Raw genomic sequence first — 17265 nt, forward strand, 5'->3', positions numbered from 1 at the left:
GGAGCCCGGCGCGCCGGGCCCGTTTGATGTCGGGTCAGGCCGCTTCGAGCAGCATCGCCCCGCCGAGGCCACCACCGATGCACTGGGTGGCGATCCCGCGCTTCTTGCCGAGGCGCTTCAGCGTGTTGGCGAGATGCAGCGTGATCCGGTTGCCCGACGTGCCGACCGGATGGCCGAGCGCGATCGCGCCGCCGTCGACATTGAGCCTGCCATGGTCGATCCGGCCGCCGCGCCCCTCGAGGCCGAGGACGCCGTCGGCGATGTCAGGCTGGTCGAGGGCAGCGACGCAGGACAGCACCTGCGCGGCGAAGGCCTCGTTGAGCTCCCACAGATCGACGTCGGCCACCGCCATGTCCTGGCGCCTGAGGATCGGCGCCACCGAGGTGACCGGCCCGAGGCCCATGATCGACGGGTCGAGCCCGCCCCAGTCGCTGTCGACGATCCGTGCGAGCGGCTTCAGGCCGTATTTCTCGACGGCGGCCTCGGAGGCGAGGATGTTCCAGGACGCGCCGTCGGTGATCTGCGAGGCGTTGCCGGGCGTCACCTTGCCATAGGGTCGCTCGAAGACCGGGCGGAGCTTGGCGAGATCCTTGACCGTCGTGCCCGGCCTGATGCCGTCGTCATGGTCGTAGACCTTGCCGTCGCGGGCCACGGCGGGCAGCATCTCGCCCTTCAGCCAGCCCTTCGCCGTCGCCTCGCCCAGCCGGCGATGGCTCTCCACCGCATAGGCATCGGCATACCGGCGCGAGACGTCGAAGAGATGCGCCAGAATCTCGGCGGTCTGGCCCATGTTGAGATCGGTGATCGGATCGGTCAGCCCGCGCTCGAGGCCGATGACGGGCTTCAGATAGCCCGGCTTCAGCTGCGAGAAGGCTTTCGCCCGATCGCCCATCGTCTTCGCCCGGTTCAGCCGCGCGAACCATTCGACGGCGCCGCGGGTCAGCACCAGAGGCGAGTGGCTGAGCGCTTCCGTCCCGCCGGCGAGCACGATCTCGTGGGTGCCCCGCTCGATGTAGCGGAAGGCCGTGTCCAGCGACTGCATGCCGGAGCCGCAGTTGATCTGCACGGTGAAGGCCGGGGTTTCGTCGGAGACGCCGAGCCGCAGGGACGCGACGCGCGCCGGGTTCATCTCGTCGGCGATGACGTTGACGCAGCCGAGGATGACGAGGTCGATGGCGGAGACCGGGAAGTCCTGCCGCAGCAGCAGCGGCCGACCGCACTGGACGGCGAGATCCACCGGGGTGAAGGGACCTGGCCGCCCGCGCGCCTTGATGAAGGGCGTGCGGGCACCATCGACGAGATAAACGGGTTGTCCTGTCACTCAGCAGCCTCGCGCGAAATCTGTTCCTCGCCGGCCTTGCGCTGGGTGGCGTGCTGGCCCGCGATCGGCGAAATGGTGTGCGCATCATAGGCGTCCACCGCGACCACCTTGGCGACCGCCGCCTTCACCTGCATGAGACGCTCGTATTCCCCCTCGGTGATAACGCCCGCATCGCGCGCGGCAACCGGATCCTTGATTTTCTTTTCGCGCATCTTCTTCTCGATCGGCGCGGCGTCGCAGACCAGTTCGAAGGCGGTCTCGAGATCCTTGACCGGATGCTCGGCATGGCGCTCGCCGAGATAGAGGTCGGGCGTCAGCCGGTCGCGCTGGGAGGACGGGCGCATCATGATCGCCGCCACCTCGCTGGTCAGCTCGTCCGAGGGCTCCTCGTAGGGAACGCCGAGCGGGAAGGCGAGGAAGCGCACCAGCACCGCCGCCCAGCGGGCCGGCAGGTTGTCGAGCACGCCGTTGAAGGCGATGCCGAGGCGGCAGTAGCCCTTCTCCATGATGTAGTCGATCAGCGGCTTGTCGGCCTCCGGCCGGCCCTCGACCTCGAAACGCTTCAGCACCGCGCCGAGGAGGTAGAGCTCCGACAGGATGTCACCGAGCCGCGCCGACAGCATCTCCTTGCGCTTCAGGGCGCCGCCGAGGGTCAGGAGCGACAGGTCGGACAGGAGCGAGAAGGCGGCCGCATAGCGCGACAGCTGGCGCCAGTGGCCGGTGAAGGCCGCGTCCTTCGGCGCCGGCGCTGCAAGCCCCCCCGTCCAGCCGCGGGCAAAGGTGCGCCAGGCGGTCTTCAGGGAGTGGCCGACATGGGCCCAGAAGTGCTTGTCGAACTCGGCAATGCCCCTCTCGCGATCCTCGTCGGAGAGCGCCATCATCTCCTTCAGCATGTAGGGATGGGCGCGGATCGCCCCCTGGCCGAAGATCATCAGGTTGCGCGTCAGGATGTTGGCGCCCTCGACGGTGATGCCGATCGGGACCGACTGGTACATCGGCGCGAGATAGTTCTTCTCGCCCTCGATGATGCCCTTGCCGCCGTGGATGTCCATTGCCCGCTCGACGCATTCGCGCATCCGGTAGGTGGCGTGGGCCTTCATGATCGCCGAGAGGACCGACGGCTTGTGGCCCTGGTCGAGGGCGGCGACCGTCAGCCGGCGGGCCGCGTCGATCAGATAGGCGTTGGCGACGATCTCGGCGAGCGGCTGCTGGATCCCCTCGAACATGCCGATCGGCACGCCGAACTGGGTGCGGACACGAGCATAGGCGCCGGTGACGCGGGCGCAGTAGGCGGCGGCGGCGGCCGACTGCGACGGCAGCGAGATCGAACGTCCGGCGGCGAGCGCCGTCATCAGCATCGTCCAGCCCTGGCCGATCTGCTTGGGTCCGCCGAGGATCCAGTCGAGCGGGACGAAGACGTCCTCGCCGGAGAGCGGGCCGTTCTGGAAATAGGTGTTGAGCGGGATGTGCCGCTCGCCATGGCTGACGCCCGGATGCGAGGTCGGCAGCAGCGCGACGGTGATGCCGAGCTCCTCGCCCTTGCCGAGATGGTTGTCCGGATCGCGCATCTTGAAGGCGAGGCCCATGACGGTCGCGACCGGGCCGAGGGTAATGTAGCGCTTGTGGAAGTTGAGGCGGATGCCGAGCACCCGCTTGCCCTCGTGCTCGCCATATTCGACGACGCCGTTGTCGGTCATCGCCGCAGCGTCGGAGCCCGCATCCGCGGAGGTCAGGCCGAAGCACGGGATGTCACGGCCGTCGGCGAGGCGCGGCAGCCAGAAGTCGCGCTGCTCCTTCGTGCCGAAATGCAAGAGAAGCTCGCCCGGCCCGAGAGAGTTCGGCACCATGACCGTGACGCCGGCAACGACGGAGACCGAGGAGACCTTGCGCACGATCTCCGAATGGGCGGTGTTGGAAAAGCCGAGGCCGCCATACTCCTTCGGAATGATCATGCCGAAGAATTTCTTCTCGCGCAGGAACCTCCAGACCGCCTCGGGCAGATCGTGGTCGCGCGAGGTGATCGTCCAGTCGTCGATCATCCCGCAGAGCTCGTTCACCGGCCCGTCCATGAAGGCCTGCTCCTCGGGGGAGAGCCGCGCCGGAGGCGTCGCGATCAGCTCGTTCCAGTCCGGATTGCCGGAGAACAGCGCGCCGTCCCACCAGACCGTGCCGGCGCCGATCGCTTCCGATTCGGTCTTCGAGATGGCGGGCATGACGCCCTTGGCCCATTTGAAGATCGGGCGGGTGATCCTGTCCTTGCGAAACGACATGAGAGGCTCCTTTCAGCTCCTGCCTGGGGCGAATGCCGAACCTGCCCCCCGGGTCTCGAACTCCGCGGCTTTCTATCGTGCTTTTACGTAAACGTCAAAACCCGTCTCGCTGCACCGGAGAGCGCGGAGGCCGGCTCGCCCTCCCAGACTACTCCCGCGAAGGCCGCGACGGAATCCCGGCAGAGCTCCTTCCGGGTGCCATCACCAGGCATCCGGCGCGGCGCTGCACGGCAGCCAACCACCGTCGGCCCACAAATGCGACCTGTCGAGCGATCCGCCATGCCGTCGCCCTCTGCCGCCGGCGCACTAAATCGTGAAAGCCGTTCGCGGCGCAGCGTCGATCCGACGCGGGTCCGCATCAGCCAACCTGGAGTTCTCGTCGTGCTGACCGTCCATCACCTGAACAACTCCCGCTCCCAGCGCGTCCTCTGGCTGCTGGAGGAACTCGGCGCCCCCTACGAGGTGAAGCACTATCAGCGCACCAAGGACATGCAGGCGCCGAGGGAGCTGAAGCAGGTGCACCCGCTGGGCAAGTCGCCGGTGATCACCGACGAGGGCCGCACCATCGCGGAAACCGGCGCGATCGTCGAATACATCCTCGCCAGATACGGCGAAGGCCGGCTGATGCCGCCCGAGGGCAGCGACGACTACTGGACCGTCCGGCATTTCCTGCACTACGCCGAAGGCTCGGCGATGCCGCCGCTCTTCCTCATGCTGGTCCTGCAGATGATCCCGGACCGGGCGCCGTTCTTCGCCAAACCGATCCTCAAGGCCTCCATGGAAAAGGTCGACGAGCTGCTGGTGCAGCCGCAGATGACGCTGCACATCAACCACTGGGAACAGGCGATCGGCCGGACCGGCTGGTTCGCCGGACCGGAGATGACCGTCGCCGACGTGATGATGAGCTTTCCGGTCGAGGCGGCGGCCAAGCGCTTCGGCTACGAGAACCATCCCCGCCTGCGCGAGTTTCTCCAGCGCATCCACGAGCGCCGAGCCTACCGCCAGGCCCTGAAGCGCGGCGGACCCTATGACTATGCGTGAGGCTCTGTGCCGGACGTGACGATCCGACGCCGGATCGGCCGTGCGGACATTCACCCTGCACGAACGACGATCGGGGCACCGACGACGGCCGGTGCCCCGATCCTCCCAACGGTGCCGGACTGCCATCCGGCGTCTCACGCACCGCCAACAGCAACAGGATCTGCCGTTCAGAACCGATAGGTCACGCCGGTGCCGATCAGCCAGGGATTGAGCTTGGCCTTGCCGGACAGCCTGGTCCCGCCGACGACGACGTCGAAGTCGGGCTCGAGGAAGATCTTCTTCACGTCGACGTTCCAGCCCCAATGCTCGTCGATCATGTAGTCGAAACCCACCTGCAGCGTCGCACCGAAGGTGTTCTCGATGTCGAGCTCGTCGACCCCGTCGGCATCCTGGCTGTAGAAGATCGCGTAGGTTCCGCCCGCCCCGACATAGGGCTTGAACTTGCCGAAATCGGTGAAGTGATATTGCAGGGTGAGCGTCGGCGGCAGCAGCCAGGTCTTGCCGATCCGCCCCATCGAGGTCAGCGATCCGTCACCGTTCACATTGGCGTAGGTCGTGCCGAGAATGAGTTCGGCCGCGATGTTGTCGGTGAAGAAATAGCTGATGTCGAGTTCGGGAACCAGCGTGTCCGAGTAGGACAGCCCCGAATCGATGACACCATCGACGGAACCCTCGTCCTCGGTGACCACGCCGAGGCCGCGCAGGCGGATCTGCCATGGGCTCTGGTATTCTGCCGGCGCCGAAATGCCGGTGACATCAAGGTCCGCCGCCCCTGCAGGGCTGGTCAGGGCAAGGGCCGGAAGAACGACGCCTGCGAGAAGGGCGGCGAGGCGGGTCGGTTTCAGCGGGGTCATGGAGGGTCTCTGCGGTTATGCTTGAATGGACGGCGAAGACTTAATTCGCCAGCCTTACGGGCGTCTTGATCCAGATCAAGATCCCGCCACATTCCTCGCATGCCGGCCGATGGTATCGTCGGCCCGGCGGATAATTGGCGCCTCGGCACGCGCCTGCAGGATGGAGACGATGCGATGCCCCTGAAGTTTCTCGTCCTCTACGGCTCCTATCGCCGCGACCGCATGGGCATCCGCCTTGCCGACTTCGTGGTCGAGGGTTTCAAGTCCCGCGGCGCCGACTGCGAGCTGATCGACGCCAAGGCGCTCGACCTGCCGATGCTCGACCGGATGTACAAGGAATATCCGGCCGGCACGGCACCGGCGGCGCTCGAAACCCTCGCCGCCAAGATCAAGGCCGCCGACGGCTTCGTCTTCGTCACCGGCGAGTACAATTGGGGTGTGCAGCCGGGGCTGAAGAACCTCACCGATCATTTCCTCGAGGAGTGGTTCTGGCGCCCGGCGGCGATCGCCAGCTATTCCGCCGGACGTTTCGCCGGGGTGAGGGCCGCCCTCGCCTGGCACGGCACGCTGTCGGAAATGGGCATGGTGGTGATCTCCTCGGCGCTCACCGTCGGGCCGATCTCGGCGACGCTCGACGAAGCGGGCCAGCCGACGGGCGATGCCGGCGGCCATCTCGAAAAGGCGTTCCCGCGCTTTGCGAGCGATCTGGAATGGTGGGCCGAGGCGGCGAAGAGCCAGAAGGCCAAGACCCCGCCGCCCTATTGAGGCAGCCGCAGCCCCCTCACCGCCCCTGGGTCATCAGGATCTTCACGGCGAAGACGGAGAAGACGCTGGCAAAGACCCAGTCGATCGCTCGGGTGATCTTCGGCCGGCGCTTCAGGCCTTCGGCGAGCCGGTCGGCGGCGAAGATCATCGCCAGCGAGAACGGCGTCGCGAAGACGATGAAATAAAGGCCGAGGAAGAACAGCTTGCCGCCGGCGCCGGGATCGCCCGCATGGACGAATTGCGGCAGGAAGGTCACGAAGAACAGGATGATCTTCGGGTTGGACAGGTTGATGCCGATCCCGGTCAGCCAGCTGCCGCGCAGCGACTGGGCTTTCGGAACGCCCTTTTCATCCAGCCGGAACGTCGAGCCGGAGCGGACCGCCTGGACGGCAAGGAAGATCAGGTATCCCGCGCCGAAGATCTTCAGCACCAGAAATGCCTCCGGCGACGCGGCGATCAGCGCCGAGAGGCCGACGGCGGCCAGCGTCGTGTGGATCAGCGATCCGGTCGAGGCACCGGCATAGGCGGCGATCCCCGCCGCCCGGCCGCCGGCCAGCGTGCGGCCGAGAAACAGCGTCATGTCCGGCCCCGGCGTGATCGTCAGGACGAAACACGCGACCGAGAAGGCGAGGATGGTGGGAAGGTCGGGGATGAAGCTCATGAACGGCACACGACGAAGCTACGACGAGAAAAGACGTCTACGCTCATTGTCCCATGCCGACAATCTCGCGGGTCGAATGCAGACCACGATCGGCCATCCCTCTGCCGCGCATCAGAAGTGGTAGCTGAAGCCGATGCGGGCGTTGTGGATCTTTGTATCGAATTCGGCTTCGAGATCCTGAAACGACGCCGATTCGAAGATGTAGCGCTGCGTGCCGAGATCGGTGAAGACGTATTCGCCCCGCAGGGAGACGTTTTCGAGGATCGCCACATCCAGGCCGGCCCCCAACGTGTAGCCGAACTGCACCTGGTCGTCGGAAATCTCGGGCGTGTAGCGGATCTGCCCGACCAGGGCTCCGTTCCGGGTCGTGTCCGAGAGATACCGCGCCGCGTAGTCCGTCTGGACATGTCCCGCCGTGACGCCGCCGGTCACGAAGGGCATGAACCGGCCGAGCTGGTATCCGGCTCGCACTTTCGCCGAGACCGTTTGGCGAACCCTCTGACGGTACGATTCCTCGATCCTGATCGATTCTTGGAGCCTTCCCGGTCGCACGGGCGCTCCCACGATCGCGCCGGCGATCGGACCCGACAAACGCAACAGATTGAGCGCGCCCGAGTCTTCGAAACCGTCATCGTCGAAAAACTGAACATCACCTTCCGCCCCGAGATAGAGCGACCCGAACGTTGCCCCGTAGCCCGCATGGAAGCCCGCGGAGACATGATCGCTCTTGTCGCTCTCTGCGGGCAGCAGGCCGAAATTCGACGAAAAGCCCCGATCGACCTGCGAAAACGCACCACTGAAGCCGACATAGGCGCCGTCGAAGGAGGCACCCGGTGCGGCACTGCCTGCCGAACCGGACGGTCGGAAATCCTGTGCTTCGGCAGCGCCGGCCATCAGGACGACGAGGGCGACGATCAGCGCTTCACGATGGGGCATCAAGATCCTTCCGTCACGAACGAGGTTCGTTCTGCTCAGCCTTTGGGCGCGACCGACAACCGAAAGCTGTTCTCACGCCGCAGTGCCTCGCCTAACACATGTCGGCAGAACCGGTTGTGCTCTTGACAACACAGGCCGCGAGAATGCCTTGCGTCTGTCAGGCTCGGCCATAAAGTGCAGCCGCAGCAGGACATTCGACGAAAACAGGATCTCAAGCCCCGCCATGACCCCCACCAAACGCGACGTCAAGAAGGTCGTCCTCGCCTATTCCGGCGGGCTCGACACCTCGATCATCCTGAAATGGCTGCAGACCGAGCTCGGCGCCGAGGTGGTGACCTTCACCGCCGATCTCGGCCAGGGCGAGGAGCTGACCCCGGCCCGCGAGAAGGCCGAACGGGCCGGCGTCAAGGACATTCGCATCGTCGACGTGCGCGAGGAATTCTGCCGCGACTTCGTCTTCCCGATGTTCCGGGCGAACGCCGTCTACGAAGGCACCTATCTCCTCGGCACCTCGATCGCCCGGCCGCTCATCTCCAAGCACCTCGTCGACATCGCCCGCGAGACCGGCGCCGACGCGATCGCCCATGGCGCGACCGGCAAGGGCAACGACCAGGTCCGCTTCGAGCTGTCGGCCTATGCGCTCAACCCGGACATCAAGGTCATCGCCCCCTGGCGGGACTGGAAGTTCAAGTCGCGCACCGACCTGATCGACTTTGCCGAGAAGAACCAGATCCTCGTCACCAAGGACAAGCGCGGCGAGGCGCCCTTCTCGGTCGACGCCAACCTCCTGCACTCCTCCTCCGAGGGCAAGGTGCTGGAGGACCCGGCCGAGACGCCGCCGCCCTACGTCTTCATGCGCACCCTCAGCCCGGAAGAAGCGCCCGACACCCCGACCGTCATCACCATCGGCTTTTCGAAGGGTGACCCGGTCTCGATCGACGGCCAGGGGATGAAGCCGCACGAGCTGCTGGCGGCGCTGAACGATCTCGGCCGCGACAACGGCATCGGCCGGCTGGATCTCGTCGAGAACCGCTTCGTCGGCATGAAGTCGCGCGGCATCTACGAGACGCCGGGCGGCACGATCCTTCTCGTCGCGCACCGGGCGATCGAGTCGATCACGCTCGACCGCGGCGCCGCGCATCTGAAGGACGAGCTGATGCCGCGCTATGCCGAGCTGATCTACAACGGCTTCTGGTTCTCGCCCGAGCGCGAGATGCTGCAGGCGGCGATCGATCTCAGCCAGCGCCAGGTCGAGGGCGAGGTGCGGCTGAAGCTCTACAAGGGCAACGTCATCGTCGAGGGCCGCTCCTCGGAAAAGTCGCTCTATTCCGACGCCCTCGTCACCTTCGAGGACGATCATGGCGCCTACGACCAGAAGGACGCCGCCGGCTTCATCAAGCTGAATGCGCTGAGGCTCAGGACGCTCGCCAAGCGCGACGGGCGCTGAGGCCGCGCCTCCCCGACCAGCCCGATAAAGATGCAAGAAAGGCCCGCCGATCGCTCGGCGGGCCTTTCGTTCGTCTCGAGCGCCGACCGCCCGCCCCTACTCCGCCGGCACCGGCCGTGCCTGCGCCCTCACCGGATCGCCCTTGTTGAAGGCCATCCCGGCGATGACGAGCGCCAGCCAGATCAGCGCCAGGAACGGCCACACCCCGCCATAGATGATCGCCATGCCGATCAGCCCGGCCTGGACCACGTAGTAGACCATGGTGATCAGCGTCATGCGGATCACCTCGCCCTCGCGGTCGGTCAGGCCGACGACGGCCGAGGCCGCGACGACGTTGTGGACGCAGATCATGTTGCCGGCCGCACCTCCGACCGCCTGCAGGGTGACGACGATCATCGCCCCGGCAGCCCCGAGGCCGATCTGTTCGGCGGCGGAGAACTGGAACAGCGAGAACATCATGTTCGACACGGTGTTCGAGCCGGCGATGAAGGCGCCCAGCGCCCCGATCAGTGGCGCGAACAGCGGCCAGGCCGCCCCGACGACGCTGGAGACGCCCTCGGCGAGCACCAGCGGCATCGATTGCAGCGGCCCCTTGCCGGTGTTGAGGAACACCTGGACCATCGGCACGGCAAGCAGCAGGGCCGGCGCCGCCGCGACCATGGTGCGGCCCGAACTCGCCCAGGCCCTCGCATAGGCCGAGCCGCTCATCCTGAAGATCGCGACGGAGAGCAGCGACGCCAGGATCAGGACGGTTCCGGGCGAATAGAGCAGCTGCGCCCTGGCGTCGATGCCCGAGCCGAACAGGTCGGTGACGGCGATGGTGGTGTCCGGCGAGGTCAGCCAGGCCTTCAGCGGCGCGATCGTCCGGGTGAGGACGAGAAGGACCGCGATGATCAGGTAGGGCGACCAGGCGCGCATCAGCGAGATGGCGGCGGACCCGTCCGTGCCACGGATGGCGTCCTCGGCCTCGCCGGTCTTCAGCGTGCCGAACCAGCTCTCGTTCCAGGCGGCCCTTGCCGGGAACTCGAACCGATCCTTCGGCAGGAACAGCCCGGCACGGGCGGCCGGAACGACGATCAGGAGCCCGATCAGCCCGCCGATCAGCGACGGGAACTCCGGTCCCAGCAGCCAGGCGACCAGATAATAGGGGACGGTGAAGGCGACACCGGCGAAGAGCGCGAACTTCCAGACGCGAAAGCCCTCGATGAAGGAGCGGTTGGCGCCGAAGAAGCGGGTCAGCATGCCGACCATCAGGAGCGGGATGACGAAGCCGATCAGCGCGTGGACCATGGCGACGTTGGCGGCGACGCCGAAGACGTAGTCGATCAGCGGCATCGGCGCGATCGCTTCGGTGACGCCGGCATTGCCGGACAGGCCGGTGTTGACGCCGACGAGCATCGGCGTGCCGACGGCGCCGAAGGAGACGGGCGTCGACTGGATGATCAGCGTGACCAGCACGGCCGCCATGGCCGGAAAGCCGATGGCGACGAGCAGCGGCGCGGCGACCGCCGCAGGCGTTCCAAAGCCCGAGGCGCCCTCGATCATCGAGCCGAACAGCCAGGCGATGATGATCGCCTGGATTCGCCGGTCGGGCGACAGGTCGGTGAAGCCGCGGCGGATGGCGCGGATCGCGCCGCTCTCATGCACCGTCTGCAGGACGAGGATCGCGCCGAAGATGATGAAAAGCAGCGTCAGTGCCGTAACGAGGCCGTTGACGGTCGCCCCGGCGACCGTGCCGACGGACTGTCCCCAGACCGACAGCGCGATGGCCGCCGTCGCCACATAGGCGACGAGCATGGCGAGTTTGGCCGACCGTCGCATGACGACGAGCAGCACGAAGACGATCGCGATCGGCAGCAATGCCAGTACGAACAGAAAGCCCTGTCCCATTCCATTCCTCCCCAGGATGGTTGCGATGCAACCAGAACAGCATCCGCGGAGATGATAGGAAAGCAAGACGATCTACAAGCCTTGCGATCGCCCCCTCGCGCGACTGTGCACAGCTGCTGCCAGACTGCGACTTTTGGACGCCGCGCCAGGGGCTTGGCGGATTCGGCGGCACTGTCCCGGAGGCTCGCCCCAAGTAGCGCCTGGCGCCTCGCCTATCGCCCTCCCACACGGGGAGCGTGCACATGAAAAAAGGGCGGCGCGTCTTGCGACGCGCCGCCCCGGATCGAAGTCCCGCCGCGCCTTGAAGCGCGCGAGCGGTCAGAACTCGGCCCAGCTCTCCTCGGAGGCGGCCGGCTTGCGCGCGGCACCCCCGCTTCCGGCCGTGCGCATCTGCGGCACCGGCCGGGCGGACGATCTGCCGGCCGATGGCTGGGAGCTGCGGGCGGGCGAGGCGGCGTTGCGCGTCTGCGCCGTCTTGAACCTTGCGATGGTCTGGGCGAGCCCGTCGGTCTCGGCCGACAGCGTCTGGGCAGCGGCGGTCGACTGCTCGACCATGGCGGCGTTCTGCTGGGTCACCTTGTCCATCTGGTCGGCCGCGCCCGACACTTCGCGCAGGCTGGTCGCCTGTTCGCGGGCGCTCTCGGCGATCTGCGCGATGACCTCGGCCATGCCCGCGACCTCGGCGACGATCTCGTCCAGCGACTTGCCCGACGCGGTCACCAGGTCGACGCCGCGGCCCACCTGATCCGAGGACGTCGTGATCAGGCTCTTGATCTCCTTGGCCGCTTCCGCCGAGCGCTGGGCCAGCGCCCGCACTTCCTGGGCAACCACCGCGAAGCCCTTGCCGGCCTCGCCGGCCCGGGCCGCCTCGACGCCGGCATTCAGCGCCAAGAGGTTGGTCTGGAAGGCGATCTCGTCGATGACACCGATGATCTGCGAGATCTGCTGGGACGAGCTCTCGATCTCGCTCATCGCCGTCACGGCCTGCGCGACGATTTCGCCGCCACGGGTCGCCTTCAGGCGTGCCGCGTCGGCGCTCTTGCGCGCCTCGCTCGCCCCATCGGCCGTCTGATTCACCGCGCTCGTCACCTGGCCGAGCGCCGCGACGGTCTCTTCCAGGCTCGCGGCCTGCTGCTCGGTGCGGTGGGCGAGATCGTTCGAGGCGACGGTGATCTCGTTGAGCCCCACGCGGATCGTTCCGACGGTGCCGACGACGCGGCCGATCGCCTGCTCGAGCTCTTCCACCGATGCGTTGAACTTCGCCTTGATCGGCTCGAACTCCTGGGCCACCGGCCCGGACATGCGGACCGTCAGGTCGCCCGAGGAGAGGCGGTCGAAGCTGGCGTCGACGACGCCCATGAAGGCCCTCAGATCCTCGGCCTTGGCATGTTCGAGATCGGCCTGGCGCTGCTTGGCCTGTGCCTCGGAGACCCGGGAGGCTTCGGCCTCCTTCTCCAGGCGCAGGCGCTCGATGGCCTGCTCCTTGAAGATCTGGACGGCACCGGCCATCTGGCCGATCTCGTCGCCGCGACCCTGCGCCGGGATCTCCACGGACTGCTCGCCGGATGCCAGCCGCCGCATGGCCGCCGTCATCTGGTTGATCGGCCGGGAGATCGATCGGGCGATCGGCAGGGCGCTGGCGATCAGGACGGCGAGGAGCAGCCCCGACCACAGCAGCGTCTTGTAGACCTCGTTCATGAACTGCGTCTGGAGATCGTCGACATAGAGGCCAGCGGCGACGGTCCAGTCCCACGGGCCGAAGAGCTGGGCGTAGGAGAGCTTCTGCGAGAGGTCGGTCGAGCCCTTCAGGCGCGCCCGGTAATAGGGAGTGAAGCCGCCGCCCTTGTGGGCGTTCTCGACCATTTCGCGATTGTAGAAGCGCCCGGTCGGATCCTTCGCCTCGAAGGACTGCGTGCCCTGCAGCTTCGGATCGGGATGCATCACCCGGATGCCGTCGGCGCTCATCATGAAGAGGTAGTCGCCCTCGCCGAAGCGGATCGGCGTCGCCGCCTCGCGGGCGCGGTCCTGGGCCTGCTGCAACGTCATCTCGCCGCTTTCCACCCGCGCCTGGAAGCCGGCCAGCATCGAGATGGCGCTGTCCACCTGAGACACGATCAGGGCCTTGCGATCCTTCCAGATTGTCTCATGAAGCGCGTAGAGCTGCAGCGACATGGCAACGAGGCTCACGAGAGCCGCCACGGCGATCAGCGCGGACAATTTGCGGGTGATCGAGAAATTCATCGATGTCGGTCCTGTACGGAAATCCTGCCGGAGCACCGGCTATTCCAGGACCATGGCCCGCAAAGTCAAAAAAAGCCTTAATTGGTGAGGCGGCTACAAAATAAGCGAGACATAGAGATAAGATCTCTCCGACGTAACGCGCCTCGATGGCAGGGTGCGGACGTTGCGGAAGCGATCGGAACCATCGCCTCGCCAACCGTGGGAGCCGTGATCGGTCCGGACGGCAGCACGGAACACGGCTGGCTCACCACGCGGTCGCGGGCATAGCCGAGGCCGGCAATCCCGGCGAGGATCTGACGGAACGGCGCTGGAGGCACCCCGTCGAACCCGAAGGCTCTACCCGTCTCACGTCCGGGCGGCCGATAGCCGCCCTCATCGATGGTCAGTAGATGTTGCGCGACGACTGGAACAGGCCACGCTCGATCTCGCGCTGGCGCCGCTCGAGGTCGGCCATCGACACCGACTGCTCGAGATAGCTGCGTTCGCGGGATTGCCGGCTCGTGGGGCCGAGAATGGTGCGGAGCGTCTGGGTAATCTTCATGGCATTTCTCCTTGTTCGCCATGAAGCTAGGGGTTTGCGTGCAGTGCAGCAATCCGGCGTGCCGCATCCCTCCCATGCAGCGGCCGGGAGGCCGTTCGGCAGTTGCGTTAAGTCCTCGGTCATCCTTTTCGGCAGGACCGAGATCCCTCCTCCCCAGCGCGGACGCGAAAGGGCCGGCGCGATTGCGCCGGCCCCTGTCGTACAGGCTTATTCAGATGGTCCGATCGGAATCAGACGCTGCCGAGCGTGATGGCGCGGTCACCGTCCAGCATCGGGTACTGCCCGGTGTTGAACTCCTGCATGCCCTCGATCTGGTTCTCGGAGATGCTCGGAGCGACGAAGCCGCCGTCCTGGACCATGAGCGACTTCAGCGGGATGGCCACCTGCTTCTCGCCCATGCCGAGGAATCCCCCGGCCCCGATCACGGCATAGAGGTCGCCGTTGATGTTGGCCACGTTTTCGATGTCGCCCAGCACGTCACCGTTCGCACCCATGATGTTGTACTCGGCGATCTCGTCGACCGTCATCTGGACTTCGCGTGCCGCATCGACTGCGACTGCGATGTACAGGTTGGCATCGTTGCCCTGCGTACCGGCCTGCTCCGAGGTGCTCGACGTCTGCACCGTGTCGTCGTCGGACTGCGCCATGCGGTCCTGCGCATTCATGTTCGAACCGTCGGCGGACATCTCGTTGCCCTCCGCATCCTCATAGCGGATCCGCGGCTCGCCTTCCGGCTGGTTGACCGTCACGTTGGCTTCTTCACGCTCGTAGCGGATCTCGGGACGCTGGTCGGAGTCCTGGATCGAGACCTGCGGCCGGGACTGCTGAACCGTGACATTCGCCTGGGTCTCGTCGTCGTTGGTCTCAACGTCCGCCCTGTCCTGATCGCCGATGTTCACCTGCGGCTGGCCCTGCGAGACATTGACGTCCGGCTGCGACTGGCTCACGTCGACCTGCGGCTCCGGCATGCGCACCGTGATCTCCGGCTGCGGGATGTCCACGGTGACGTTCGGCGCCGGCTGGCGGACGATGACGGTCGCACGCGGCTGCGTCACGTTGACGTCGGGGCTGGCCTGGTCGACGGAGACGTCCGGCTCCGGCACATTGACGCGGATTTCCGGCGCGTCCGGATCGACGACGACGTCGGCGCCACCGGTCTGCTGGTCCTGCGCGAGGGCCGGGTCGTTGGCGTTCCGGGTGTTGTCCTGAGCAAAGGCGGCAGGCGCCACCAGAATCGAGCTCATCAACAGTGCGGCTTTGAGATTGGTCTTCATCAAGTTCCTCCGAACAATATTGGGGATGTGCCGCATGAGCGCTGTCGATGCGGCGATCGTGATAGACCAACCGTCGTGTCGGCGATGTGTTCCAAATATGTTTGAGCGACTATCGTCACGGCTAAATATCATGCTTCCGAAATGATGTACTCCCGACCATCGAGATGTTTGCAGCATCTTCTTCCGATGGCGGATCATCATCTACCTGCGCGCACGGATTCCATTCGGTTCAGATGTTGGCGTGCGGCTGATCTCGGCAATCGGAGATCCGGCAGCGGGGTGTGCGAGGGACTGCACGGGCGGAGGACCTGGCAGACGTCAAAAAGGGCCGGGCTGGTGCCCGACCCTTCGCGTCGCGGATAGATCTGGTCGTCAGGGGATCTGGAAGTTCCTTCAGGTCTCGCGCCGCAAGGCGCGAGACCTCTCCAGAACCGCGGCTTACTCGGCCGCAGCGCTGTGGCTGGTCGACAGGCTCGCCTCGGCATCGTCACGGCTCTGTTCGGCGATCGCCTTGCGCACGCCGGCGCCGTAGTCCGGATGCACCTTCTCGAAGTGGGCGAGCTGCCGGTCGACGATGAACTGCGGCACGCCCTGCATCGCACCGGCGATGTTGTTGAACAGCCGCTGCTTCTGACCGTCGTCGAAAAGCTCGAAGAGCGCCCGCGGCTGCGAATAGTGATCGGCCTTGCCCCGGTACTCGTAGCGCCCGACCTGGCCCGCATAGCGGTGCGGCGGCTCCTCGACGGAAGGATCCTCGACCGGGCCATCGAAGGAATTGGGCTCGTAATAGGCGTCCGGGTTGGTGCGCATGCCGAACGGCATTTCGCCGTCGCGGTGATAGTGATGCACCGGGCTCTTCGGCTTGTTGACCGGCAGCGCGTCGTAATGGGTGCCGATGCGGTAACGGTGGGCGTCCGGATAGGAGAACAGCCGCCCCTGCAGCATCTTGTCCGGCGAGAAGCCGATGCCGGGCACGATGTTCGACGGGTTGAAGGCCGACTGCTCGATGTCGGAGAAATAGTTCTCCGGATTGCGGTTCAACTCCATCTCGCCGACCTTGATCAGCGGATACATCGAGTGCGGCCAGACCTTGGTGAGGTCGAAGGCGGACCAGCCGGTCTTTTCCTCGAACCCGGCCTCTTCACCCTCGGGCATCACCTGGATGAACATCGTCCACTTCGGGAAGCGGCCGGCCTCGATCATGCCGTAGAGCGCTTCCTGATAGCTCTCGCGCGACTTGGCGATGACCTTCTCGGCTTCCTCGTTGACGAAGTGGGCATGGCCCTGCTGGGTCTTGAAGTGGAACTTCACCCAGAAGCGCTCGCCATTGTCGTTCCACAGCGAGAAGGTGTGCGAGCCGTAGCCGTTCATGCGCGAGGGGTCGACCGGGATGCCGCGGTCGGACATCAGGATCGTCACCTGATGCAGCGATTCCGGGCAGAGCGACCAGAAGTCCCACATCGCCGTCGCCGAACGAAGATTGGTACGCGGATGGCGCTTCTGCGTGTGGATGAAATCGGGGAACTTGTAGGGATCGGCGACGAAGAACACCGGCGTGTTGTTGCCGACGACGTCCCAGTTGCCCTCTTCGGTGTAGAACTTCAGCGAGAAGCCGCGCACGTCGCGCTCGGCGTCGGCCGCGCCCTGCTCGCCGGCCACCGTCGAGAAGCGGGCCAGCATGTCGGTCTTCGTCCCCGGCTGCAGCACCTTGGCGCGGGTATAGCGGCTGATGTCCTCGGTGACGGTGAGGTTGCCGAAGGCGCCCCAGCCCTTGGCATGGACGACGCGCTCGGGAATGCGCTCGCGGTTCTGGTGGGCGAGCTTCTCGATCAGCTGGTAGTCCTCGAGCAGGACGGGACCGTGCTCGCCGACGGTCTTGGAATTCTGGTTGCTGGACAGCGGCGCGCCGGCCGTCGTCGTCAGTCTCGGGCGATCAGCCATGTGTGGCCTCCCTGGTCTGGATTGGCGGCCTGCGCCGATGCACGGGCCTTGGAAATGTTCCAAACCACTATGTAGGAATGCCG

At 66.0% G+C, this 17265-nt stretch carries 13 protein-coding genes; 3 read left to right on the top strand and 10 right to left on the bottom strand.

Annotated elements, in window-relative coordinates:
- Positions 1–34 precede the first annotated feature (34 nt).
- Together ATO4_RS10085 and ATO4_RS10090 are read right to left on the bottom strand one after the other, a co-directional pair.
- Positions 35–1321, bottom strand: a complete 1287-nt coding sequence (locus ATO4_RS10085) for an acetyl-CoA C-acetyltransferase (RefSeq protein ID WP_083591406.1) — start codon at positions 1319–1321, stop codon at positions 35–37.
- Complete coding sequence (locus ATO4_RS10090; protein WP_083591407.1) at positions 1318–3591, bottom strand: acyl-CoA dehydrogenase; 2274 nt, start codon at positions 3589–3591, stop codon at positions 1318–1320. Before ATO4_RS10090 ends, ATO4_RS10085 begins: the two co-directional genes overlap by 4 nt.
- 381 nt (positions 3592–3972) lie before the next feature.
- On the opposite strand from ATO4_RS10090, the gene ATO4_RS10095 reads away from it, so the two are divergent.
- Complete coding sequence (locus ATO4_RS10095) at positions 3973–4632, top strand: glutathione S-transferase (protein ID WP_083591408.1); 660 nt, start codon at positions 3973–3975, stop codon at positions 4630–4632.
- A gap of 167 nt (positions 4633–4799) precedes the next feature.
- Here ATO4_RS10095 and ATO4_RS10100 read toward each other — a convergent pair whose 3' ends face one another.
- Positions 4800–5486 (bottom strand): OmpW family protein, encoded by a 687-nt coding sequence (locus tag ATO4_RS10100; RefSeq protein ID WP_083591409.1) that lies wholly within the window; start codon positions 5484–5486, stop codon positions 4800–4802.
- Between the two features lie 174 nt (positions 5487–5660).
- Between ATO4_RS10100 and ATO4_RS10105 the strand changes: the two genes are divergently transcribed.
- Positions 5661–6251, top strand: a complete 591-nt coding sequence (locus ATO4_RS10105; protein ID WP_083591494.1) for an NAD(P)H-dependent oxidoreductase — start codon at positions 5661–5663, stop codon at positions 6249–6251.
- A 16-nt stretch (positions 6252–6267) separates the two neighbouring features.
- On the opposite strand, the gene ATO4_RS10110 is transcribed toward ATO4_RS10105, so the two are convergent.
- Together ATO4_RS10110 and ATO4_RS10115 are read right to left on the bottom strand one after the other, a co-directional pair.
- The gene (locus tag ATO4_RS10110; protein ID WP_083591495.1) at positions 6268–6912 is read right to left on the bottom strand and encodes a LysE family translocator; all 645 of its coding nucleotides are present in this window, start codon (positions 6910–6912) and stop codon (positions 6268–6270) included.
- A gap of 111 nt (positions 6913–7023) precedes the next feature.
- A complete protein-coding gene (locus ATO4_RS10115) occupies positions 7024–7806 on the bottom strand; it encodes an outer membrane beta-barrel protein (protein ID WP_176222931.1) in 783 nt (260 codons plus the stop codon).
- Between the two features lie 265 nt (positions 7807–8071).
- Here ATO4_RS10115 and ATO4_RS10120 point away from each other — a divergent pair, with 265 nt between their 5' ends.
- A complete protein-coding gene (locus ATO4_RS10120) occupies positions 8072–9295 on the top strand; it encodes an argininosuccinate synthase (protein ID WP_083591411.1) in 1224 nt (407 codons plus the stop codon).
- A 96-nt stretch (positions 9296–9391) separates the two neighbouring features.
- Here the strand turns inward: ATO4_RS10120 and ATO4_RS10125 are convergent, their stop codons facing one another.
- The 5 genes from ATO4_RS10125 to ATO4_RS10140 form a co-directional block, all read right to left on the bottom strand.
- Positions 9392–11185 carry an L-lactate permease gene (locus ATO4_RS10125; RefSeq protein ID WP_083591412.1) on the bottom strand — a complete coding sequence of 598 codons (1794 nt, stop codon included), beginning with the start codon at positions 11183–11185 and terminating at the stop codon, positions 9392–9394.
- A gap of 318 nt (positions 11186–11503) precedes the next feature.
- Entirely contained in the window at positions 11504–13426 is a 1923-nt protein-coding gene (locus ATO4_RS10130) for a methyl-accepting chemotaxis protein (protein WP_083591413.1), read from the bottom strand.
- Positions 13427–13808: 382 nt separating this feature from the next.
- Entirely contained in the window at positions 13809–13967 is a 159-nt protein-coding gene (locus ATO4_RS27040; RefSeq protein WP_139802370.1) for a DUF3563 family protein, read from the bottom strand.
- 230 nt (positions 13968–14197) lie between these two features.
- Complete coding sequence (locus ATO4_RS28310; protein WP_083591414.1) at positions 14198–15442, bottom strand: PRC-barrel domain-containing protein; 1245 nt, start codon at positions 15440–15442, stop codon at positions 14198–14200.
- Positions 15443–15679: 237 nt separating this feature from the next.
- Positions 15680–17182, bottom strand: a complete 1503-nt coding sequence (locus tag ATO4_RS10140) for a catalase (RefSeq protein ID WP_083591415.1) — start codon at positions 17180–17182, stop codon at positions 15680–15682.
- Positions 17183–17265 lie beyond the last annotated feature (83 nt).

The sequence above is a fragment of the Aurantimonas sp. 22II-16-19i genome (genome assembly GCF_002088275.1).
Taxonomy (GTDB): Bacteria; Pseudomonadota; Alphaproteobacteria; order Rhizobiales; family Rhizobiaceae; genus Jiella.

What these genes read in the sequence shown, in the direction of transcription:
- ATO4_RS10130 (WP_083591413.1), bottom strand. Translation starts at nt 13,426, where the DNA reads ATGAATTTCTCGATCACCCGCAAATTGTCCGCGCTGATCGCCGTGGCG.
- ATO4_RS28310 (WP_083591414.1), bottom strand. Translation starts at nt 15,442, where the DNA reads ATGATGATCCGCCATCGGAAGAAGATGCTGCAAACATCTCGATGGTCG.
- ATO4_RS10125 (WP_083591412.1), bottom strand. Translation starts at nt 11,185, where the DNA reads ATGGGACAGGGCTTTCTGTTCGTACTGGCATTGCTGCCGATCGCGATC.
- ATO4_RS27040 (WP_139802370.1), bottom strand. Translation starts at nt 13,967, where the DNA reads ATGAAGATTACCCAGACGCTCCGCACCATTCTCGGCCCCACGAGCCGG.
- ATO4_RS10110 (WP_083591495.1), bottom strand. Translation starts at nt 6,912, where the DNA reads ATGAGCTTCATCCCCGACCTTCCCACCATCCTCGCCTTCTCGGTCGCG.
- ATO4_RS10140 (WP_083591415.1), bottom strand. Translation starts at nt 17,182, where the DNA reads ATGGCTGATCGCCCGAGACTGACGACGACGGCCGGCGCGCCGCTGTCC.
- ATO4_RS10100 (WP_083591409.1), bottom strand. Translation starts at nt 5,486, where the DNA reads ATGACCCCGCTGAAACCGACCCGCCTCGCCGCCCTTCTCGCAGGCGTC.
- ATO4_RS10120 (WP_083591411.1), top strand. Translation starts at nt 8,072, where the DNA reads ATGACCCCCACCAAACGCGACGTCAAGAAGGTCGTCCTCGCCTATTCC.
- ATO4_RS10115 (WP_176222931.1), bottom strand. Translation starts at nt 7,806, where the DNA reads ATGGCCGGCGCTGCCGAAGCACAGGATTTCCGACCGTCCGGTTCGGCA.
- ATO4_RS10090 (WP_083591407.1), bottom strand. Translation starts at nt 3,591, where the DNA reads ATGTCGTTTCGCAAGGACAGGATCACCCGCCCGATCTTCAAATGGGCC.
- ATO4_RS10105 (WP_083591494.1), top strand. Translation starts at nt 5,661, where the DNA reads ATGCCCCTGAAGTTTCTCGTCCTCTACGGCTCCTATCGCCGCGACCGC.